The organism is Ruminococcus callidus ATCC 27760 (assembly GCF_000468015.1).
Lineage (GTDB): Bacteria > Bacillota > Clostridia > Oscillospirales > Ruminococcaceae > Ruminococcus_C > Ruminococcus_C callidus.
The window spans coordinates 82111-104787 of sequence record NZ_KI260449.1; the positions used below are offsets into that span (position 1 = coordinate 82111).

At 45.5% G+C, this 22677-nt stretch carries 17 protein-coding genes; 7 read left to right on the forward strand and 10 right to left on the reverse strand.

The window, feature by feature from the left end; translation table 11 throughout:
- Positions 1 to 266: 266 nt before the first annotated feature.
- Together RUMCAL_RS10855 and RUMCAL_RS10860 are read right to left on the reverse strand one after the other, a co-directional pair.
- Entirely contained in the window at positions 267 to 1232 is a 966-nt protein-coding gene (locus RUMCAL_RS10855) for a class II glutamine amidotransferase (protein ID WP_021682913.1), read from the reverse strand.
- 1 nt (position 1233) lies between these two features.
- Positions 1234 to 2325, reverse strand: coding sequence for an amidoligase family protein (locus tag RUMCAL_RS10860; RefSeq protein ID WP_040647992.1), 1092 nt, complete (start codon positions 2323 to 2325; stop codon positions 1234 to 1236).
- Positions 2326 to 2554: 229 nt separating this feature from the next.
- On the opposite strand from RUMCAL_RS10860, the gene RUMCAL_RS10865 reads away from it, so the two are divergent.
- Complete coding sequence (locus RUMCAL_RS10865; RefSeq protein ID WP_040647994.1) at positions 2555 to 3265, forward strand: hypothetical protein; 711 nt, start codon at positions 2555 to 2557, stop codon at positions 3263 to 3265.
- 104 nt (positions 3266 to 3369) lie between these two features.
- Here RUMCAL_RS10865 and RUMCAL_RS10870 read toward each other — a convergent pair whose 3' ends face one another.
- The 6 genes from RUMCAL_RS10870 to RUMCAL_RS10895 all read right to left on the reverse strand — a co-directional run bounded on the left by RUMCAL_RS10870 (position 3370) and on the right by RUMCAL_RS10895 (position 11925).
- Positions 3370 to 4899: a hypothetical protein gene (locus tag RUMCAL_RS10870; protein ID WP_156902526.1), complete on the reverse strand. Its 1530-nt coding sequence runs from the start codon at positions 4897 to 4899 to the stop codon at positions 3370 to 3372.
- A 468-nt stretch (positions 4900 to 5367) separates the two neighbouring features.
- Entirely contained in the window at positions 5368 to 5745 is a 378-nt protein-coding gene (locus RUMCAL_RS16885) for a TerY-C metal binding domain-containing protein (RefSeq protein ID WP_156902528.1), read from the reverse strand.
- Entirely contained in the window at positions 5730 to 7193 is a 1464-nt protein-coding gene (locus tag RUMCAL_RS14770; RefSeq protein ID WP_021682919.1) for a protein phosphatase 2C domain-containing protein, read from the reverse strand. The genes RUMCAL_RS16885 and RUMCAL_RS14770 overlap by 16 nt, the downstream gene beginning before the upstream one ends.
- Before the next feature lie 3 nt (positions 7194 to 7196).
- Entirely contained in the window at positions 7197 to 8045 is an 849-nt protein-coding gene (locus RUMCAL_RS10885; protein ID WP_021682920.1) for a vWA domain-containing protein, read from the reverse strand.
- Positions 8046 to 8064: 19 nt separating this feature from the next.
- Entirely contained in the window at positions 8065 to 9345 is a 1281-nt protein-coding gene (locus tag RUMCAL_RS10890) for a serine/threonine protein kinase (RefSeq protein ID WP_021682921.1), read from the reverse strand.
- 18 nt (positions 9346 to 9363) lie between these two features.
- Positions 9364 to 11925 carry a dynamin family protein gene (locus tag RUMCAL_RS10895; protein WP_021682922.1) on the reverse strand — a complete coding sequence of 854 codons (2562 nt, stop codon included), beginning with the start codon at positions 11923 to 11925 and terminating at the stop codon, positions 9364 to 9366.
- A gap of 125 nt (positions 11926 to 12050) precedes the next feature.
- On the opposite strand from RUMCAL_RS10895, the gene RUMCAL_RS10900 reads away from it, so the two are divergent.
- Positions 12051 to 12326 carry a helix-turn-helix domain-containing protein gene (locus RUMCAL_RS10900; RefSeq protein WP_040647998.1) on the forward strand — a complete coding sequence of 92 codons (276 nt, stop codon included), beginning with the start codon at positions 12051 to 12053 and terminating at the stop codon, positions 12324 to 12326.
- A gap of 257 nt (positions 12327 to 12583) precedes the next feature.
- Here the strand turns inward: RUMCAL_RS10900 and RUMCAL_RS10905 are convergent, their stop codons facing one another.
- Positions 12584 to 13576 (reverse strand): hypothetical protein, encoded by a 993-nt coding sequence (locus tag RUMCAL_RS10905; protein ID WP_021682925.1) that lies wholly within the window; start codon positions 13574 to 13576, stop codon positions 12584 to 12586.
- A 101-nt stretch (positions 13577 to 13677) separates the two neighbouring features.
- Here RUMCAL_RS10905 and RUMCAL_RS10910 point away from each other — a divergent pair, with 101 nt between their 5' ends.
- Positions 13678 to 14904: a hypothetical protein gene (locus tag RUMCAL_RS10910; protein WP_021682926.1), complete on the forward strand. Its 1227-nt coding sequence runs from the start codon at positions 13678 to 13680 to the stop codon at positions 14902 to 14904.
- 49 nt (positions 14905 to 14953) lie between these two features.
- Here the strand turns inward: RUMCAL_RS10910 and RUMCAL_RS10915 are convergent, their stop codons facing one another.
- On the reverse strand, positions 14954 to 16396 hold the full coding sequence (locus RUMCAL_RS10915; protein ID WP_021682927.1) for a DNA primase family protein: 1443 nt from the start codon (positions 16394 to 16396) through the stop codon (positions 14954 to 14956).
- Positions 16397 to 16558: 162 nt separating this feature from the next.
- Between RUMCAL_RS10915 and RUMCAL_RS14775 the strand changes: the two genes are divergently transcribed.
- From RUMCAL_RS14775 to RUMCAL_RS10935, 4 genes are all read left to right on the forward strand, one after another.
- Positions 16559 to 16930 (forward strand): hypothetical protein, encoded by a 372-nt coding sequence (locus RUMCAL_RS14775; protein WP_156902530.1) that lies wholly within the window; start codon positions 16559 to 16561, stop codon positions 16928 to 16930.
- Between the two features lie 15 nt (positions 16931 to 16945).
- Positions 16946 to 20194, forward strand: coding sequence for a protein kinase domain-containing protein (locus tag RUMCAL_RS10925; RefSeq protein ID WP_021682929.1), 3249 nt, complete (start codon positions 16946 to 16948; stop codon positions 20192 to 20194).
- Between the two features lie 358 nt (positions 20195 to 20552).
- Positions 20553 to 22199 (forward strand): RNA-binding domain-containing protein, encoded by a 1647-nt coding sequence (locus RUMCAL_RS10930; RefSeq protein WP_040648001.1) that lies wholly within the window; start codon positions 20553 to 20555, stop codon positions 22197 to 22199.
- Positions 22200 to 22318: 119 nt separating this feature from the next.
- The gene (locus RUMCAL_RS10935; protein WP_021682931.1) at positions 22319 to 22624 is read left to right on the forward strand and encodes a transposase; all 306 of its coding nucleotides are present in this window, start codon (positions 22319 to 22321) and stop codon (positions 22622 to 22624) included.
- Positions 22625 to 22677: the final 53 nt, after the last annotated feature.

Here is a 22677-nt window from a genome sequence, read left to right on the forward strand (position 1 = left end):
CAATTTTGTTTCAAAAAAAGAGGCTCAGCGTCATGCCAAGCCTCCCGCAAACAGAATTTTTACTTACTCTTCTTGACCAGTGCCAGCAGTTCTACGCCGCAGGCGACTCCTGCCAGAAACATTTCAATTGCAATCGGCATTGATGTACTTCACCTCCTCCCGTTCCTGCATTTCGATGGCGATCCCGATGCCGCCGATCACCAGTGTCAGTACCAGTCCTGCGATAAATTCCTTCATGTCAAATTCCTCCAATTTTTCGTTTTGATTTATGCTTCACACTGTAACAGTGTTTTCGCCTCGTTAATTGCTTCCTCCATTGCCGCTGTATCCATGAGCAGTTCTTCGATCTCGTCCGGATCATAGCCGACTTCCAGCAACAATTCTACTTCTTCTTCCGAAACGCCAAATGTACCGCAGTACTCCAACAGCAGTTCTTCCCGTTCGTTCGCTTCCCACCATTTTGCATAGTTCAGGTAATTCCAATTGTATGGGTTGAACATGGTATGGATGTAGTCCTGCATGGTAAAGGTGCTCTTATGGAGATTGCCACTCGAAGACATTTTGACGATTTCACCCTCTGAAACATCGACTTCGCTGTACTTGCCATTCAGCTTTACCTTTTTCAAAGCATTGTCCAAAATGCTCTTTGTGCTGGCGTAAACGTACAATCCCAGTGCGGGAAAATGATACAAAGTCAGCGGGTTATTGCCTTTCACCAGAAACAGCGTATTGTCATTTCTCAAAATCGTAAAGACAAAGCTGCCCTCCACAAGTCCTGCCATGCGTTTGATGTTTTCCGTGTCCAGCTGCTGCCCCTGTTCCAGAAGCTGCACGGCGATGTAGCTGTCGGTTTCGATCGGTGTCGTTGGGAGATGCTGTTCCCGGCGAAGCTCCCTGTCGTTGTACAGCACGCCGTTGTGGGCGAGGGCGAACGCCTCTGTGCCGCAGTGCCCCTCGAACGGGTGGTTGTTGCAGTTCCGCTTTTCGCTGCCCTGTGTCGTGAACCGGGTGTGCCCGATGACCGATCGTGTCCCTCTGGGGAAGAACAGCTTGACCTTGTGTGACGGCTTGGGCTTTTTGTAGGTGACCATGCTGCCGTCCCGGACGTAGGCGATTCCCGTTGCGTCTGTGCCACGGACTTCCGCAGCGACTGAGAGGTAGTGTATCAGCTTTTTCAAAACGGCATTACTGGTCTTACCCTTGTAGTCTAAAAATCCAAACACTGCACACATCTTACATCTCCTCGCTTTCTGTCACCACTTCATTGATGTACAGTCTTCTCTCTTTGAGATACTGGATCAGTTCCGGTTCTTCGATGGAACTTACAAATTCTGACCAGCTCATGGCATCGATGCCCTCCTCAGACAAAGAAATCGCCGCATCACAGATGTGGTTGACCATCTGCAATGTGGCGATGAAAGTGTTGTATTTGAGTGTCCCTCGGAACAGGCGAAACTCAATGGTGTGGTAGTTATTGAGATTGACCGCAACGTATCTGCCGTTGCAGCCGCTTTTCGCTTTCTCTAGGATTTGTTTTCCAGTCTTTTCAAAGCCAAATCTTGCACTCCATCGGCTCATGTTGTAGCTGCTTCTGCGGCTGAATGTGAACAACTCGTTCCAATGCTTTTCCACAAAGAACAGAATCCGGCTGATGACATCTTCCTGTTCTGCTTGATTGTCCCCAAAAGCATTGCGATTGACGTGAATGTGCAGACCGCAAGTCGATGTCTGATGGGAACGGTAGCCCATGGCAACTGCCTCCCGAAGGATTTCTTTCCAGTTCATTTCCTCTGTGTGGTACTCTAAGGTCATGGGATGACTTACAATTTCAAAGCCATCCTCCAAGCTGCCGTCCGACTTAATGTAGATATTTTCCTCATGCACATTGGCGATGCTTTTGAGAGCTGCGGCGTTGTCGTTGTCCTTGCCGCCTTCATCCACTTCCAGTTCTACGCCAAAGTATCGCTTTCCGTTTCCGTAGAAAATGGGTGTGGGCTTGTAGCCGTACTCCTCGATCTCGTCCTCAAATTCGTCAAAGCATCTTTCGCAGTAGGGCAAGTCGCTGTGCCAGCAGACGATGCTTTCCGGAACGATCTGCCCGTAGGATTCGCATCGATAGTAGTGGGCATCAAAGCAGTCCTGGCAAAGGCAGGTGTCTTCATCGGAGACGCTGTTCTGTTCCCAGATCGTCTCGCCGCAGTGGTCGCAGGTGACACAGTGTTCCTCAACACAGTCATCGCAGAGCAGCTCATCGTCTACCGGTGTGCCTTCTCCCTCCGCAAGCACTCTTCCGCAGTAGTCACAGATTCTTACTTCTTCTTCCATTTCAAGTTCCTCCAAAAACAAAAATTCCGGTAAGGCTGAAAGAATTTACCTTACCGGAATTATAATATATATTTGAGGTTGGGGGTTGATACGGGTGAGAAAAGTGATGTGGTTTTCGCAGCACCTTTCCGAAAACAACTCGTTTTTACAAACTGAAAATTCAAAGTGTTATACTGATACTGCGGTTGCAAAAGCATTGCAGCCAATAACGAAACGGGAGGAATTTTCAATGTCTCAGAAAAAACGAAAACCAAACGAATTTACAATAGGATACAAGGCAATGGTGACAGATTATCTGCTTTACGAGGATTGCTGCGACTATCATCTGAAACTGATTCTTGCGGTTTGGGATGGTGTGACTGTGCAGGAAGAGGTGAAATACTTTAGCTATCTGACCACATGGGGCAGCAGTCAATTCCGTGATTTGTGTGTGGATTTTGGCTTGCTGGCTTGTGCGGAGTCTGTATACTGCGATTTGAACCGTCTGCTGGGAGCCTATTGTATTGTGCAGTATTATCCGAAAAAGCGGCAAATACCGGAGGATAAAATTGACGAAGTCATGCCGGTGGTGTCGAATTGTGACAGGGAAAATGATTGGGATCATCTGCAATTTGCAGAACCATTTGCTCGTATTGCCGTGGCTGAGGAAAAAGCGGAAAGTACCATACAGCTGGCAAAGTATGTAGATGATATCGAAGAAACATATCGCTTTTGCGTCAATCATCTATGGCTGCACCCGAACATTCGGTGTATCTATCGAAAGAATATGCCGGAGCTTCCAATTCCCAGACATCCGGAACATGACAAGAAATGGATCTCGATGCGGAAAAGGGATTTTCCAGAGCATAATCTGTATGTTCCGGTCAAGGAATATGACCTGCGAATGGAGCATGATGCGGAGTCATACTATGTAAAGGAGCCGCTGCGGCGGAATCGGTAAGGGGAAGCTGATAGAGTAGGGGAGATGTGAAAAAATCCGGTGAGGTTGGGGGAAAACCTTGCCGGATTTTTTATGTGATAGGGTTGAAATTTGTAAGAAAAGGCTTACTTTGCCGAAACCAATTTCAGGGAGTTATCCAGACCGTCCAGAACGGCGAATGTGGAGTCGTCAATTTTGGTGAAAGCTACAATGTTGTCGCTGAGATAATTGGTGCCGGAGTTTTCGATGTCTTTGCCATCTATGATTAGGATATCATGGTTTTCGTCACTTTTTTTATTTAAGGCACCTGTATCAGATTCCTGATAGTCAAGATTCACCTGATAGATGGAATGGTCTTCTGTCATGTAATACACGGCATCTGTGTCTACAAAGAACGGATTTTCATCAATGTTTGTTTTTATTTTTTCAGAATATTCTCCGTCCGAAGTTAGCAGCTGTGTCGTTTTTACAATACTAATTTTATCATCAACGCTGCTTGAAAGAGCAGTCAAATAATAATATTCATCATTATACAAAAAAGGATAAGAGAAGGAAGGATAACCTACATAAGGAACTTTTCCGGAAGCGAGAACATCACCCGTATCCAAAGAAAATTGATATCCATTTGTAAAGGCTTCATTTTCTGACAAAAAAGTAAAAGCTGTTGGCGAAACAACGTTGTAAGACTCTTCTATATAGCATACACTTTTATCTGCCTCTACATCGTAAATACCAATATTTTCATTCTGAACATTCAGGTAAAGCTTTCCGGTATACGGATTCACCCCATATGTTTTGAATGCATCTCGGTAATCGCTTTCGGATAAATCAACCGCTGTTTCTGTTTTATTTGTATTCAGGTCGTAATACATGATTTTAGCTTCGTCTTGCATATAGTAGATTCTATTGTTTACCGGATTATATTGAATTTTATATGTTCCATCATGTGTATTAAAATGTGCTAAAGATTTTACTCCATAAGTTGCCGTATTGCCAGCTGTTTTCTCTGTTGTCTGTTCCTCTGTTGCTTCCGTTGTGCACTCTGTCTCTGTCGCTTTTTCTGTGGTCTCTTCTTTGGATTCTGTTTCCGGTTCGGTGGATGCTTCGCTGCTCTCTTCGACTTCGGCGACGATGGCAGGAGTGGACACCGTTTGCTCCGGTTCATTTTTGTGGCTCATCAGATACCAGATGACCAATCCGGCGAGAAGCAGCAGCAGAATCAGGATTGCGATCAGGCAGCCAAGCGGCGACTTCTTTTTCTTTTTGACGGCAGCATTTTCCGGATTCAGAGTGCCGTTGGGATTATTTTGAAGTGCGCCGTTTGCATTTTGCGGTGCAATCGTTCCGTTGGGATAAGCCTGTCCGTTCGGCACCGGCGGGACAGGATAGGGCTGTGCACCCTGAAAGGTAGCGTTCGGTGCTTGCTGCCGAGGATTCTGTCCGTTTGGAGTTGCAGTAGGATTTGGCTGACCGGCGATTGCAGCATTCTGAGGTGCTGCAGTTCCGGGTGCAGCAGGTGAAAATGTTGCATTTTGACTTGCCGGATTCGGGCTTGTCCGAGAAGCATTCGACACTGCCGGCTGCTGTTCCTGTGCCGGCGGTGCGGCGGCTTTTGCAGCGGGCTTCGGTGCAGCCGGAATCGCTGTTGCATTCACAGCCCCTGTTTTTTCCGCTGCCGCTGCGGGAAGTTTCCATTGCAGTGCGTCTGTAAAATACGTGACAACTTCTTCGGCTTTCTTTTTCTCTGTCGAGAATTCACGAATCAGTCTGCCAATGGCCTGCTGTACGGCAGCCTGTTTTGCTTTTTCGTCCTTTTCGTCTGCATCGATCAGAATCGAACCAATGTCGCTGTCGATGGCGTTTTTCACCAGATTGTGATCCGGAAAATCATTGCCCATCAGGTCATTGATGTAGGCGTTCATTTTGGATTTGTTTTTCAGGATTTCCTTTCCGCCCATTTCCAGACAGTAGGCAATTCCCTCCGAAACCGAATCGAAATACTGGAACTTAGAGATAAATTTTTCTTTGCAATGGGGACAATGCTGCTTATCTGACAATTTTTCGTCAAACAAGCTCCATGTCTTATTGCATTTGCTGCACTTCATAATCAGATTCCTCTTTTCTCACATACTGCCGCCTTTTAGCGACATGTTGTTTTGTGCTTTTGTTTCCCCGGATAATCCGCACCAGGCACACGTTGCATAGGATTCCCCATGGTAGCAGGTAATCTTGGAACAGCGTGGACAGTGTAAAAAAGTTTTGGTTCCGCAAAAGGGACAGCCGTTATAATTGGGGGACGGGTGAAACGTTCCGTTCAAAACAGTTTCGTCGTAACCCTCCGATTTTGCTTTGCTCTCGTCAATCGGGAACGCCCATGTCAGTGCCCAGTGGTCTGGCTGCTTTTCGACTCGGATGCCGTATAAGTGCCGGTTGCACTGGGGGCAGCGTGCAAGAACAATGTGTGCCTCTTTGATCGCCATGTTTCTCACTCCTCTTCCCATTCATTTTCGCTTTCGCTGATGATCTCTTCCGGAACTGCGTCATTTACTTCGCCGGCATTGTCGCTTTCTGCCGAATCCGGTTCTGCTGCATCCAGAGAGAATTCCTCTGGCTGTGCGGATGCGGTTTCTGTTTCACAGGCGGGAATGTGGGCTTCCTGTGCATCTTGCTGCGCTGTGATTTCCTGTGACCGGTCATCCTCTGAAACCGTGGGACAGATTGCAGCGTTGTCTTGTGTTTTCTCCTCTGTATCAGCAGCTTGCACCTGACCAGAAGCATCGTCTTTTTCTTCCCAGCCTCTTTGCACTGCTGCAATATCCCGTGTGACACCTGCCAGCTTCTGCTGCTGTTCAGAGAGCTTTTCCTCGATTTTACGTTTCTTTTCCAGATACCGCTTGATTTTTTCCTCGGTTTCCGGCGTTTCAGCCGATTGTGACAAAAGGCGCTGTATCTTTTCCAGCTGGAACTGCAATTCCTGAATGGTGTCCTGCAAATGCTTTTTCTGTGCAGTTAGCGTCTCCAATTTTGTGATCTGTTGTAAGGTTTGTTCGATAGCGGATAACTTCTGTACATCCAGAATCCCCGCAATGGAAACATCGTCATGACTGCCGGATTTGGAGATGTTTGCAAGATTGGCTTGCAGCATTTCTGTTCGCTTTCGGAAATTGTCGTGTAAAAAATCAAGTGCAACGTTGCGGTAAAAAGAGTGCAGCATCTCGGCAAATGTATCATCGATACCGTCCGTTCCTAGAAAAATGGCAACGGGAATCTGGTTGTCCCAGATGTGGCAGCGAAATTCACTGGCTGCATTTTTATCGCAAATGGAAGTGCAGCGGTTCAAATGGCAGTTCTCATCCCATGGAATCGGCTCGTCCATGGTCCCGTCCTCGTATAGGGCAACGCATTTCCCATCGCCGATGTGCAGACCGATGGCGTAGGATTTGCATAACCCGACCGCAATTAGAGTAGTACCGTAGGCTTTCTGTACGTGAGAATGCTCCTTTTGTATCAGGTCTGAGACCTCGCTTTCCGTATGTGCTCTGTAGTTTTCCTCGGTGAAAAATTGAAAGGTTTTCTGGTACTTTTCCGGCACTCTCTCCAGTTCGTTCGGCGTGAAAGGGGATTTGATCAGGTCATTTCTCACGGCAATATGCCATTCCGTAATGATGCTGTGGATCAGCTGTGTCACCACACTTTTTTTCGTTTTGGAGTCTGGAAACGGAAAGGTGATTGATTTTAGAAATTCCCGAATCTTATTGCAAGCGATCTCTGCGGCAAAGCGGGAACCTCGGTCGCTCCGGAAGTACTGCTTGCTGCCGTGACCGTCTGCCACAGTTGCAACGACACAGTCCGCATCCTGCAGATATTGTGTACTGTCTTGGCATACGGTATGGTTCAAGATATGCTGATAGCCCTTTTCTGAAACGGCAAATCCTTCGTACATCATCATTGTTTAATCCCATTCGTCATCATCATCGGAATCATCCGAACCCAGTATCATCGGTTCGGGCGATTCTTCGGTGCTTTCTATACTGCTGTATGCAGATTCCTTTTCTTCTTCCAGCATAACCTTTGCGGCTTCCGCCATCTGATGTTCCGCAGACGTAGAACGGACGTCCTTCACATCTGCCGGTGCTTCCGCAGAATCCTCGGAAACCGTTGCAGAGGTGCTTGCGATCTGTGAGGAGGTGACTGCAATGAAACGGATGATCTTTTTGAGGCTTCCAATGTCATTTACGGTAAACAGAAGTTCAACATTGCGAATTGCTTTTTTCAGCACTTCCCGGTTGGCATCTTCGCCGATTGCAATTGCAATTTTCAACGCAGCCTGATACCACTTATTTTGCTGTAGCTTTTTCAGTGCAGTGAGGTAGTCATCTGTTGGCTCGCCGTCAGAGAGGAGCAGGATGACAGGCGCATAAAATCCGGAAGATGCTGCGCCTCGGTCCATGAATCCATTTTTGGACAGCTTGTCGTTCAGCTCCAGAAATGCAGCTCCCAGATCGGTCAGGCCGTTGGCGTCCAGCGGTTCCCAATCATCAAAGGCGTCCAGAGACATCAGAGCAGGCGTGACCCATTCACAGCCGGTGGAAAATTTCAACACGCTCAGTTTGATTTCGGAATCTGCCTGCGATTCGGAAAGATGCCGCAGATCCGGAATCAGTTCCTCGATTGCAGAATTGACGGCACCGATTTTTTTGCCCTCCATGCTTCCGGAGGTATCGATCAGGAAAAAGATCGGCATGACTCTTTTCGGGATGCTCTCTGCATTTCCCAGAAAACTGCTTAGATTTTCAGACATAGTCTAGTCTCCTCTTCTGTTATTTGATTTCCATATACTCATTTTTGATTTGAATGCGGATTCCCTTTTGAATCAGAACACGCTCTCCGGGAGCGACAGTTTCATTGTTGATCCGCCAAGATTCGCCGGACTTGTTCATGAGTGCAATTTTGGTTTTGGTTTTATTCTGTACGACCTTTGCTGTAACTGTCCGGCATTCGTTTTGGTCGTAGCAATCTGTGATGTAGGCTGTAACAATCTCCTGCTTGGGGAAAATCGGAATGCGGAAATATTGTGTCTGGATCCAGCCAATGTGCGTGATTGGCTGATGACAGCACATACACGTTGCATTTTCAGTGGTATATCTGGTTTCTTTTCCGCAATTGGGACAGATGATGACTTCCGACTGGAACCGAAGCAGATTTTGCAGCCACTCCTTTTCCGTGATTCCCATTTTGTCTTCGCACATGACTTCCTTGCTGAAAGCCTTGATAAAGGTATTCTGAATATATACCGGCATCTGCGGCCATCTCATCAGGAAGTTATTGTGCACGCCCTTTACCGGACGGTTGGACGCATCCTTGGGGTCGGCAATGAAAACAGGGGATTCTCCGTAATAGCGCTTCTGTCGTTGTTCCGTCATGACGGCCTTGCTCTGCGTCTGCTCGCCCTCCAGAGGGTGGTTTCTCAGCAGAAGCAGGAAAAGGACAACGGCAAGAGAAAACTGGTCGGTTCTCTTATCCGGCGTCTTTCTTCCTACAACGATAGATGGTGCCATGTATCTGCATTTTCCAGCAATCCCGGACTTTTCTCCAAACTGGGAAACGTTGTCGTTATCGCAGATCAGGACATCTCCGGTTTCAGGGTTCAGGAAGAAGTTGCCGTCATTCAAATCCTGATAGGAGAATCCACGGTTATGCAGAATCCGGAAACTCTCTACAATGTTGATGGCTGCATTCAGCAGCGTGTGAACACTGGAAAAGTCAATCTTTCCGATCAGGAAATCAGAAAAGTCATAGTAGTTATCGGGGCGCAGTTTCATAATGTAGCCAAATGTATCGTAGTACATACGGGTGATGGCAACGGGCCACAGGAATGAGTCTGTGGGAGCCTGTTCCCGGATGTTGTTTTGCAGGTTCTTGCGAAATCCCTCCATGTCCTTTATCGAACCTTTTTTGTACCATTTCAATGCCATCTGGTTTCCGAGATAGTCCACCAGATAGACATATCCCTGGCCGCCCTCTCCTAATTTCCGGACGATTTGAATCGTTCCCATGTTATCATCTAATTCAATTTGCATTCCTGCTTGCAATTCAGACATTTTTCTATCTCCTTTTCCTTAGTCCTCCGCAGCGAGAATCCGGTCGATTTCCCGAATGATTTCCAGCCTGCGTTTCCGATTTTCATTCTCTGCATTCAGCTGATTGTATTTTTCCTCTAAAATATGTGCCTTTTCCATGTTGATGAACGAGGTGAATGCCGCAGTTTCCAGACTTTTTTGTAAGCTGATAATATCCTGCTTTACCAGATCCAAGAAAGGAATTTCAATGGAAACCGCATTCATGACCTGTTCGTTTAAAATGTTCTTCAGGATGCAGACATCCTGGTTGAACTCGCTCGGAATCTTTTCAATTGTTTTTCTGTAGTTCTGAAAGAACTGCGCATATGCTCTTTCTGTCAACTGGCTTTCAGCGGAATTTGGACTTTCCTGTAGTGCATGTTCCAGCAGCTGATTCAGCTTGGTGACTGCTGGATTTTCCTGAATGGCAAAGAGTGGAATTGCATTGGCATCTGCCGTTTCAACCGGTGGGAGTTGAGCCAGAAGGGTGTCCAGTTCGGCGAGTGCATTGTTCGGATGCTTTTCACAGAAGTTTTGCAGATTGTGGTACAGCGGGCTGTTAACTGCGATCACTTCGTTTGTCACAGATTCCACCTTTACAATTGCATCGTTCAAAGAATTGCTTTGCGGGTCATTGTTGGAATTGATTTGCTGATGAAATAAGATCTGATAGTGCATCGACTGTTTGTCCGGCTGGATCTGCGGATTTTCTTCATCTGTAAACAGAGAGATGCTGTAGAAGTTGCGTCGGTCGTCATCAAATTTTTTATATCTTGCGATGTTTCCAAAGGGTGTGGAAATCAATATTTCAAACAGGCTTCTGGAGTAGCGGCGAATCAAGCTGTTATAATAGCCTTCTGGTGCAACTTTACCGCATTGTTCAGAGATGTACTGTTTCAGTGCTTTCTCCAGCTCCTTGAAAAAAGGATGGGAAGGTGTCAGTTCCAGACCGGATTCAAATGCGGTTAAAATCTTCTTTTCGCTCTCACGATACTCTTCCACTGCCAAATGTACTACATTGTCGATAAACTCCTCATACATTGCAGTAAATTTGCTGTCCCGTATGGATGCGTCAAATCGCTCCAAAACGCCTGCACCGGAGAGTTCCTCGTACTGTGCTCTTCGAATCTCGTCTTCGGTGATCTGATAGCGTACAGGATCGATGCTTTGAATTGCATTTTTGCGGACTTTATCCGTGATTGGCTTGTTCTCTTTGCACTGCTGTACAATTTGCGTCCGGCACTCTGCCAGTGCGTTATGGATTCTCTGCCTTGCCGTTCTTTTTAGTTCGTCAACCAGATTGTCCATTTGCAATTCTATGCTGGAATTGCCGTCGATCTGATTTTCCTGTCGGAGTTCACTGAATAGTGCGAGCACATTTTCCTTTAAGTTGGCAATGCGCTGCTGCATCACTTGCAGGCGAACGGTATTGTTGTAGTCTTCAAGCAGGCTGCGGATGGTGTCGATGCCGTCTCCGGCAAGTCCTTTTTCTTTTAGGCTTTGTAAAATTGCACTTTGCGTATTGCCGTTGTCAAGTTCAATTCTTGCCCTTGCGGAGCCGGCCGTCAGGCGCTGTGCAATCAATGCCGTTGGCATGATTCTGTAATTTTGCAGTTCCTCTCGAATCCGCTGCAAATTATCCTGGAGTGTGGTTGCAATATCTGCACGGTTTGCGAAAACAAATAGCTTTTCCCCAATGAAAATGCCGTCATCGTCTTTGTCCACAGATTCAAAGAACTGTACCAGAGAATCATTGAAACTGGGGCGATCTGCATTGACAATTAAAATGACAGCATCCGATTTTTTCATCCACGCTCTGGTCTGGTCTTTGTGTAGTTGTGTCGGAGAATCGAAACCTGGGACATCATATATGATCGCATTTCGCATGGCGGAAAGCTTATCGGAGCGTATCACAATTTCCTTAACGGCAAGTGCTTTTGCAGGATTTTCGATGTATTCCTTTACCTCGGTTTCTAGTTCATGGTTAACAAAATGCAGAGATTCAGAACCGATCAGATTTTGAATGCTGCTCCGATTTGTGATGATTTCGAGGATGTCGTTATAGATATTTTTCTGTTCCGAACGCAAGGGTGGCAATTGTTCGGTTTCTTTGTCCAGCAATTCCTTTGACCATTCGCTCCAATGCTGCGGGTTTTCAATGCCGAGAAGGTTCAGCTTTCTGTGAAATTCCTCGTTGAACTGTGCATCGGAGTAGAAATCGACCTGTGCATCGTTCTCCGTGCCAAACCGGATGCTGGTTGCGGTGTATGTGCACCGTGCGTCTTTCGTCGGAAGAACATCATTCCCCATAAATGCGTTTGCAAAAGTACTTTTTCCGGATTTTTCAAGGCCAACAATGGAAATCTCAAAGGTATTGTTTTTTAGCTTTTCCTGAAAAAAAGTCATTTTTTTCAGAATTTCCCGGAGCTTTTGCTGATAAGAAATTTCAATTACCTCACTATATTTTGTATCCAATAGCTTTTGTACACAAGAAATCTCTGAACTCAGCCGTTCTAATGTTTCTTCACGATTCATCGATAGCTCGTCCTTTCTGATAAGCATATTTCTTCTCAAAAAAATTATTTTTCAAATGGTGAATACTATTAACCACCACTATCCTCATTATATCATATAATAGATATGATGTCAAATAATATTTACCATATCTTCAAATGAGGGAAACCAATATGTTCAAACTGAAAACCACCTTGGGCACCAACAATATCTGCGGACCGAATTTGATTCGGATCCGGCATGAAAAAGGGCTTTCTCAGCGACAGTTGGCAAAGAATCTGCAAATTGCCGGATATGATGTAGACCACCACTTTATCCGCCGCATCGAAAATGGAGAACGATTTGTGACAGATATGGAACTGGTGGCACTGGCAAAAGTGCTGCAGGTGGAGATCACGGACTTGATTGATCCGACAATTCCCGTGGCGGTGCAGAAAGATTCCCTTTGATTCTATTGTAGCAAATGAGCAGGACAAACGTCTGTCCGTTCAAAGAAATGTTACGGCTGTAATAAAAAAAGGACCGGCTTGTCATGCAGCCGATCCTTTCCGTTATGATTTCTTGGGAGTATATTTCCGAATTTCTGCAAAACACGTGTCACAGTAGCCTAATCGCTTTTCCCAATGCAGCTGCTGTTCCGGAACGACTTTGCCGCAGCTTTCACAGCGGCAATTGCCGGAAGCGTCTTTCCAGGGGTGGTGCAGCTTTAACATTCGCAAAAATCGAAGCTGCCATGTTCCTGGTTGCAATAATGCTCATAAGCCCAGACAAACTGCATCATGTCCATTTCGTCCTGGAAGTTCGCTGAAGAATACTTCATCAGCCGGTTTACATAGAGGTTTCCGGATTTCGGAGACTGATAGAGATAGATGGTAAGCGGTACAAAGCAGGCATTGTGCAGCTCACACAGATCGATCAGCTCATTGGGGTTGTCCTCTTCATAGAGCAGCCCAAGCGTCGCACAGAAGTGCTCGTAATCGCCACGCCCTACAGAGCGAATGCGGTTGATGTAATAGTCCCTGTGTACGATGTGTCCTCTGTCTATGATAGCAACGTAACAGTATAGTGTTAGTTCTTCCGGACGAAAGCGGTCTTTTTTCAGCTGGATCTTTTCGATAAATCCGGCACAGGGGCGATGCAGCTGTAGCGGCGGAAAACGACGGTAGTTTTGGAATAATGCCGGAATCTCCCGTTCTGCCTTTTGATAAGAAACGCTCTTTATCAGCATGAGATCTCGTTTCAGCTGCAGACGCTGTTCCCTGATCTCCGGAGCAAGATTTGCCATATCTTTCTCAGTGCAGTAGGTTTCCGGCTGAAACCAGCGGATCTTTTCGTAGCAGTCGTCCAGTCCGAAAGCAATTTTCAGATCTGTATCGCCAAGAGGTGTGATGCTTTCAAAGCCACGGTCTGAAGAAAGAACAGCGGTGCAAGATGTTCCAATGGCATAGTCGAGTTCCAGTACGTAGTCATTTCGATGTTCTGTTCGATCGGAAAACAGGTCGAACTCCTCGCAGAAATTCTGGAATGCTTCTCGTCCGTTGGTAAAGGGCTTGTTGAAACATTTCTGATGTTCGGAAATTTTGCCGTCGACCGCCAGTGCAGCGGTTACTGTAACACTGGGATACGGTTTTTCCACTGTCTGAATGTCTGTGATGATGCCGATAAATGTGCCGTCTGGGTAGTTGCAAGTGTCTTTCATTGAAAAAATCTCCTTTGTATTGATTTGCAGTTTTTTCTGCCTTTATAGTATACCATGCCAAAAATCCATTTTGTAAAAACGACTTTGCAGGAGGCGATCGTGTGACGGAAGAAGAATTGTACGCAGGTGCAGGTGAGGTTACCAGAAAGTGTTTGGATGACATTCTGGAATCGGAGTATGGCTTTGTGCAGGACGATGAGGAAACTTACACGTCGGAGTACCTGCTGACCTATCCGTGCAAAACATTTGCAGAGGGCTTGACGGATACGCTTTTGCAGCATGGATTTTCCGGACAGGCAGACGATGCCAAAGAAAAGATTGCTTATGTTCGGGAATGCTGTAAGCAGCGAGGGGTAACGCTCAATCCGGAAGTCATCAAAAGCTGGTTCTGCGGAACTCGTCCTAACAGTGGCGAACGCAGCCGGGACAGTCTGTTCCGGCTCTGTTTTGCTCTGGGATTGAACGACCGGGAAACGGCTTCTTTTTTTCAGAAGGTGTACTTTTCTTGTCCCTTCAATTTCCGCAGTGCAAAAGAAACGGTGATCTGGTACTGTCTGCGAAATGGACTGGGGTATCCGGAAATGCTGTCTCTGGCAGAGCAGGCGGAACAGCTGATAAATGAGGAAAGTGCGACAGAGGAAGAAATGTGCTATGAGCAGACCAGTCAGCTGGAAAGTGCACTGCTGCAAGTTGGTTCTACAGAGGAATTGCTTTGCTTTTTCCGGGAAAACCGTCTGGATTTTCAGATGCCCAGAAAGACTGCCATTCACTATGCGAAGTGCCTGATACAGGAAGCCACAGAACTTGCTCAAAATGCAGTTGCAGATCAAAATGAAATTTCCCACCAAAAGCAGAAATCCGGAAATGTTGATCTGCTGCTGAGTGTGATCTTCGGAGAGAATATGCGGACTTACCAGAAAAAGAGTTCCTTTTCCAAAGAGGCTGTTTTTCCGGAATTGATACGTTCTGATTTTCCCTTGGGAATGAACCTTTCCAGAATCAAACGGGGAGAACCAGTTTCAGATACGATTTTGCGAAAAACACTGATCCTGCTGAACTTCTATTGTTTCTTTGCAGTGCTGTTTGCAAAGAATGACACCTCCGATTTGTTTTGTGCCATTGAGTCTGATTTTCTGGACTTTGTCCATGAAACCAATGACCTGTTGTGCAGCAGCGGTCTGCCGGCTTTGTATGTGCGGAATCCTTATGACTGGCTGTTTCTGCACTGTGCCAATCATCCCTATCCGTTGGAAGAACTGCGGTCTGCCATGCGGCGGTACTATTTTGACCAGGCAGACGAAAAAAGCACATCACTTTCCACACTGTGATGAAAGTGATGTGCCTGGATCATGTTGCTGTTAGAACATGGTCTTGATTTTAGAACTGCATTTGCAGGTGTAAGTAGAAGTCACCGCGGTTACGGTGTACCATGCGTGCTTCTGTGCCTTCTTCGGTCAGAATGTTTTGGAACATTCGGTGAAATTGAATGCTGGAAATGCTGCAGGGGAATCGATTCTCCCGGCAGTAGCTTAAAAATCCGGCATATACCACGGCGGTTCGCTCTGCTTTTTTGTGCTTGGGTTCTGATAGGACGATGCAGTGATTGTAAAACGCCTTTACCACATTGTGTTCGTTTTTGTAATGCTCCAATGCAGCTTCGCAGGCAGGAGAATAGGTGAAATTGTAATCGTTGTCGATCAGCCGTTCCAGTCCGGCATAGGCAAAATTGAAGATGCCCGGGAGTTCTTGCATCAGATCTCCTTCCAGATAAATGTTCTTGTAGAGAACACCCTCCTCCGGCTCCTGATTGGGAGCGAGGTCGTGGAAACACTGTTCAAAGGGAATGATCAGCAGCCGGCGATAGAACCCGTCGCTGTAATCCTTGGTCTGGATCATATCATTTGCAAGGAGAATAAACTTGCTGTGGATCTCTGTGGTATAGGACTTTTCAAATTTTTCTTCGATTTCAATAGAATCGCCGCCGGTCAGTGCCTTTAGGTCAGCTGTGCTGTACAGCTTTTCTGTTTTTGTCTCAGAGGAAATGTTCAGCAGCTTTCGGTCCAGGTTTTGCTTGCCAAATCTTCCGTTGCTGATCTGATCCAAAGCAACAGCAGATACATTCCGTTCTCCCAGCATATGCTTGATCATGTTGGATAACAGGGACTTTCCGTTGGAACCGGAACCCAGAAAGACAACAAGTTTCTGCATAATGTCTTCATAGTATAGGCAGGCTCCCATGATCTCCTGAACCAGATCGATCCGTGTCTGGTCATTGTCAAAGAGTTCCTGCAGAAAGCGGAAAAACTGCGGTGCTTTTGCCTTGGGGTCGTAGTCATATGGAATCTGTACCAGACAGAAAATGTCCGGCGTTGGTTTCTCTATCGTTTCCTCCTGTAAATCGAAGATGCAGTTTTGGAACTGCAGGAGTCCCGGACGCATTCCGTTATCTTCTGCATAGGGAACTTTTCGCTTGAAATAGGGGATGTACTCGTTTTCCTGCTTTCGCTTCCAGATATTGCAGGAAGCTTCTTCAATGATCGCAAAGAAAATTTTCTTGTATGCGTGGTCTTCTAGGTATTCATAACACTTTGACTTGAAATTGTAGAAGTAGAGCTTTCCGTTGCAGTATAATGCGTGGACTCTTGTCATTGCATACTGAATAAATACGGTGTGGTCGAATTGAATCTTGCTGCCGTTTTCTTGTGTAAATCCACGCTGTGCCAGCATCTTTTCCTTGACTTCTTCCGGCGGCAGATTGCTTTTCCATTGTTCGTTTTCTTTGTCTTTGGCAATGTAGTTTGTTTCCTGAAATGGTTTCATATAATTTTTTCCTCCTGTTGTAAATTGGCGGAGAGATTTCCGCATGATTTATTGTATCATAGGGAGAAATGGAGTTTGTAACAATGACTTTTCAAGTGGTTGTTACAAATGCTGTATGGCAATGTGTTACGATGACAGCCGGGAGGTGATGGGATTGCAGGAATGTGTTCGCCAGGCAATGGAACTGATCTCTGCTTTGCAAAAGGAGTCCGTTTCTCCGGCAGTTTTTTTGAAACAGCACACTTCATTTTTTTCGGGTATCCCTTTGTGGTCACTGCTTGCGCCGGAATGCAGGCAGAAGGCAGTTTACACAGAAAGCAGCTATGTCTATTTGATCGGCAGCTATCTGTATTTTCAATGGGAGGGAAAACCGGTGACATGGCTGGAGCGAAGACGGTTTGCTGTCCTTCCGTCACACTCGGAATTTTATCAGAAAATATTGTGCAGCAATTGGAAAAGGCGATTTCAGACATTGCAGGAATTGCAGGAATACCTTTTACAGATGCCGTCATAAATCAATATCACAACTTTTGAAAAGAGGAACTTACCATGCGAACGCCACTGCCAGTCGGTACACATCTGACCATTTCCGCCATTGGAACCCAGCAGCAGATCACAGTGCAGATTCAAGAACTGATCGGAACAGGAGCCAGTTGTCTGGTCTATACGGCGGTTTGCAGGGACGGAGAACAAAACGAATTTTATCTCCGGCTGAAAGAGTTCTGTCCGGAAAATCTACACCTGATTCGGCAGCAGGACGGCAGTTTGCTTGCGGCAGACGAAGAAGCTTTTCAACGGCAGATGCAAAGCTTTATCTGGGGGTATCAAAAGCAGATGCAGTTCCGGCAGTTCCCGGAGAGCTGCAACAGTATCAGCAATGTCCAGGGCGTTTTTGCCGGAAACGGCACCCGGTATATTGCTATGAACTGTCAGAATAGCATTCCGCTGGAACAGCAGGAGTTGTCGCTTTATGACACATTTCGGGTACTGCGTGCAGTGGCACAGCAGCTGGACAATCTGCATCAGCATGGATATCTCTATCTGGACTTAAAGCCTGCCAACGTGCTGCTCTATCCGGAAACGCCGGAACTGGTGATGCTGTTTGATTTTGACAGTGCCATCGAAAAAAGCCGGCTTTCTGATGCAGTGATCTCCTGTACAGCAAAGTGGGCAGCACCGGAAGTGTTACAGCAAAACCGCAGAAAGATCGGCGTTGTGTCCGATGTCTATACGCTGGGCGGACTGTTGTTGTACCTGTTGTTTCGCCGTACTCCGGAAGTAAAGGACAGGAGAAATCGTGCGGTATGGGATGCGGAGTTTCCGGACTCGGTGCTTGCCGGAACTGCTCCAGAAATCAGACGCATGGTCACGGAGCTGCTGCGAAAGACCTTGGCTGCCAATCCGGAAAAGCGGTATGCCTCCTGTGCGGAACTTCTGACACAGATCGAACCTTTTCTGGATTCATTTCAACAGCCAAAGCCTTATCTGCAAACCAAACTGCCCTTGGGTAACAATTACTTTTGCGGACGGGATATCGAATTGCAGGAGATCCATACCCTTTTGCAGCAGGAAAAGTTTCTGCTGCTCCACGGTGTCGGCGGTATCGGAAAAACAGAACTGGCAAAGCACTATGCTATGACGTATGCGGAGGAGTATGACGCCGTTGTATTTGTTCGGTTTCTGGATAGTATGGAGAACACCATTCTCAGCGATACCAATTTTCCCATTGTGCATTGCACACGCTCTGACGGGGAAAGTGATGCGGCATATCTGGAACGAAAAATGCAGGTACTGCGTCAAATCTGTACGCCAAGGCATCTGATCCTGCTGGACAATTTTGATACTGGTGACTGCGAAAATCTGGACTTCCTGACAGAACTGCCTTGCCCCATTCTGGTGACCTCCAGAGTGGATTATGACGGTATTTTCCCCCAGTATGAGGTGGACATTTTGTCTGACGAATCAGCGTTGTATCAGATGATGGCGTACTATACAAAGAGAGAGCCGGACTTGTACACCGATGCCATATTGAAGGCACTGAATGGGCATACCATGGCAGTGGAACTGGTGGCAAAGCAAATGGCACTGCATCAGCTCACTTCCCGTGAAATGTACGAAAAGCTCTGTGCAGAAGGCATTTCCGGAGATGACGGCAAAGTGCGTCAGCTGAAAGACAGCACACTTCGGGAAAAAACAGCGTTCCATCATATGGAGATCCTGTTCTCGGTGCTGGATTTGTCCGAATCGGAAAAGCAGGTGCTTCGCTGTGCTGCCCTGGTCGGTGCAACGCCAATGGTACGGCAGTATTTTGAAGTTATTAGTGATTTGAATGAGGCAGAGACCAACAGCCTGGATCGGCTGATTCAAAGCGGCTGGATCTCCGAAGTGTATCAGGATGAAATGTGCATTCTTTCCACTCATCCGCTGATTGTAGAAGTGCTGTGTGAAAAACTGCGTCCGAACAGCAGGGAATGCAAAAATATGGTGGAACTTGCTGGCAGTGTTGCTGGTTATATTGAAGAATCCGAAAATGCAGAACAACGGTTTTTATCTGTGCAGTGGCTGGATCATATGGCACATCATATTCAGGGCGACGACCCGGAATTATCATTTTTCTTTGCTATGATGTGTTATCGACTGTATCTGGGAGAAAATCGTTGTGAGGATGCCCTATGGGCAGCACAGCAGGAACTTCGGATTCTGAGACAGGAGGAAGACTCAAGGGTTCGACTGATAAATACGTTATCTTTTATTCAGGATTTTGCCATTAAACTGCATGATACAGAGATCAGCGAAAAAGCGGCAGCAGAATTAGCGGAATTGCAGTTGTCTGCATCGGAGCAATTTTCTGTTTTAAAAGGAGTATTATTTGAATATATATACGAAGAACGTGACTTTGACCAGGCAAAGTTGTATGTAGAACAGATCATACAGCTTGCGGAAGAAATCGGAGAGCCTATGAAACTTGCTTTAGCATATTCCAATTTCATCTGGTTGGAAAATATTTATCGAATCGATTGCAATAAATCTTTTTATATCGAAAAAACGGTGTTTTATGCAAACCAGTGCTTTGCAGAACAAACGGCGGAACAGGAACAAGATATATCATTTTGGTCAGAGTTGGGGGACATTTATCGGGATTGTGAGCAGTTTTCCCGTGCAATGGCGTGTTATCAAAAAGAACAAGAATTGTTTCAAGTGGAAATGCAGGAAGAATCCGTGACAGTAAATACAAAGCTTGTGCATTTTCAAACTGATATGGCATTCTGCAATTTGAAAATGAAACAATTTTCTGAAATGGAAGAAAACTATGAGAAAGCAATCGCAATGGCAAATCAGCTCTATGGAGAGGAACATGAAGAAACCGGAGAGATCTGGGCTACTTATGCCTGTGCATTGATCGACTGGTACAACGCTGAGCCAAGCCGGGAACTGCTGGAAAAATGCAAAGCTGCTATGGAACAGGCGTTGGAAATTTTGATGGAGCATGATGCGTGCAATGAAGTTACACTTGCAAATTTGTTGATGCGGTATAGCTCTGTGTTGTCAGAATTGGGAGAATTCCAGGATTGTAACATCGTTGCAGCTGAGGCGTTGGAATGTTTTCAGAAGAATTTCGGGGAACTGCATGAACAAATGCAATGGGCATATCTTATGGTAGGAGACAATTACCACAAAGCAGGGGATAAGGAAAATGCCAAGCGATATTATGACCTGGCGATCCGGGTCTTGCGGGAAAACGATTATGAGACGGACGAGCTGGAAGAACGAGTGGAGGAGATATTGCAGGGGATGTGATTTGAGGAAAGTGTGTCACTTTTTTCACGGTATATAAAGATAAGACCAGCCTGAGGTTCTGCGATTGGAATCTCAGGCTGGTTGTTTTATGGCTTTTTAGGAGTGAGGAAGGTGATGTGCTTTTTGAAAATCTATCCTTAAAATATATTGGAAAATGAGCCAAAGTCATTTTAACACTCGGTTTAACGCACGAAGCGAGCGTTAGCGAGTGTTAAACCAAATTCTATAAACGTTCCGAAATTCCGTGCTTTTTTCAAATGCAAATAAAATTTTTTATCGTTTAACGCTTGCTTTTAACGCTCGGTCGTGTTATAATGAATTTGATTCAATGCTCACCGAGCGTAAAAGGAGTGTTAAAATGAATATTGGATTTCGAGAAAATATGACGGTTGAATTCAAGAGCGATCTGAAAAAGTTATCAGATGATGTGATAATCGAAAGTGTAGTTGCTTTTGCGAATACTGACGGTGGTAAATTTTTTCTTGGTGTAGAAGATAATGGTGATATTACAGGACTGCATCCGTCTCACAAGGATCCTTCTAAGTTGGCAGCATTTATTGCCAATAAGACGATTCCACCTGTTGCAGTTCAAACGGAACTTATGGATGCAGATGATGTAAAGTACTTGATCGTAACAGTTCCGAAATATACAGCGATTGTTGCTGCTTCAAATGGAAAAGTTCTGAGAAGACGCATAAAATTAGATGGAGAGCCGGAAAATATCCCGATGTATCCATATGAAATGAATACACGGCTTTCTTCTTTGCGTATGCTGGATTATTCTGCTCAGCCTGTTCCGGAGGCAGTATATTCAGATTTAGATCCGGTAGAACGAGAACATCTTCGTAACATTATACAAAATTATCATGGTGAAAAAAATTTGCTTGATCTTGATGATACGGAATTAGATTTTGCACTTCGTTTGGCAGTAGAACAAAATGGTACTTTTGTTCCTACTTACTGTGGTATGTTACTAATAGGACGCCGAGAACGGCTTTCAACGCTTGTTCCGACTGCTGAAGCAGCCTTTCAAGAACTACAGGGAACGGATGTAGCAGTAAATGAATCCTTTGTATTGCCGATATTGATGGCTTTTGAGAAAATAGAATCATATATGGATGCCAGAAACCATACAAAAGAAATGGAAGAAGGACTGTTTCGAATTTCCATTCCGGATTTTGATAAAAGGGCATTTCGAGAGGCATTGGTAAATGCTTTCTGCCATCGGGATTATACGATGTTGGGACGTGTTCGTGTTTTACTGGATGATGATGGTTTGACCATCAGTAATCCGGGTGGATTTATTGAAGGTGTAACAATTGAAAATTTATTGACAGCCGAACCACATGGAAGAAATCCTGCACTTGCTGATGTATTAAAGCGAATCGGTCTTGCAGAGCGTACTGGACGAGGCGTAGATCGTATTTTTGAAGGCTCACTTTCCTATGGAAAATCATTGCCGGACTATTCAGAATCCAATACAAATCAAGTAAAACTATTTATTCCTAAAAGTTTGCCGGATAAGGCGTTTATTAAAATGATTGCAGAAGAACAAAGCAAGATCGGCAGACCATTATCTATCAATGCATTGCTGATATTAAATGCTCTGAAATCCAATCGAAGACTGCGGCTTGGAGAACTTGCACATATGATTCATCTCAACGAGTACAAAGTACGCACAACCGTTGAAAAATTAGTTGAATCCGGACTTGTGGAAGCGGACGGAAATGGAAACAGCAGAGCTTATATTTTGAGTGCAGCACTTTATAAAAATGCGGACAATGTAATTGGATACGTGCGGCAGACAGGGATTGATCGGATTCGTTATCCAGAACTTGTTTTGAAGTTTGCAAAAAATAATCAAGGCAAAGTAACTAGAAAGGATGTAATGCAGCTTTTGCATCTTAATCAGGGGCAGGCATATCGTCTGCTTGTTAAGATGACGGAAGAAGGAAAGCTTTTGCTCGTTGGAAAGGGAAAATTTGCTTACTATAAAATAAAGTAAGAGTGACAGTCTGCTGTATTGTCTGAAAGTGGTTGTAGAATTATGTTGTTTTGTGGTTGATGTAGTATAATAAAACTTGACACCCTAACCTCAAAGAAATAAAATAGGAAAAGGAAGAAATGGAGGAAAAAGGAATGTCAGAAAATAAACAATATGAAAATGAGTACAAAGTGCAGGCAGTAAAGCTTGCAAAAAAGATAGGTGCGGTAAAAGCAGCGAATGAACTTCAGATACCCGTAAATACGCTGTACGGCTGGATCAGAAAAGCAAGGATAGGAAGCCTTGATATCGGCTGCGGAGAACGCAGCCCGGAAGAATCTCTGAATATCGCCGAAGAAAACCAGCAGCTGAGAAAGCGGATCAAAGCATTGGAAAAAGAAAACAAGCGGCTAAGCAAAATAAATAAGTTTTTGCGAAATGAATGAGCTTTTTGGAGGATGCAGTGGCTTTTTTCGCTGCCAGCCGTCAGAAATCGGGA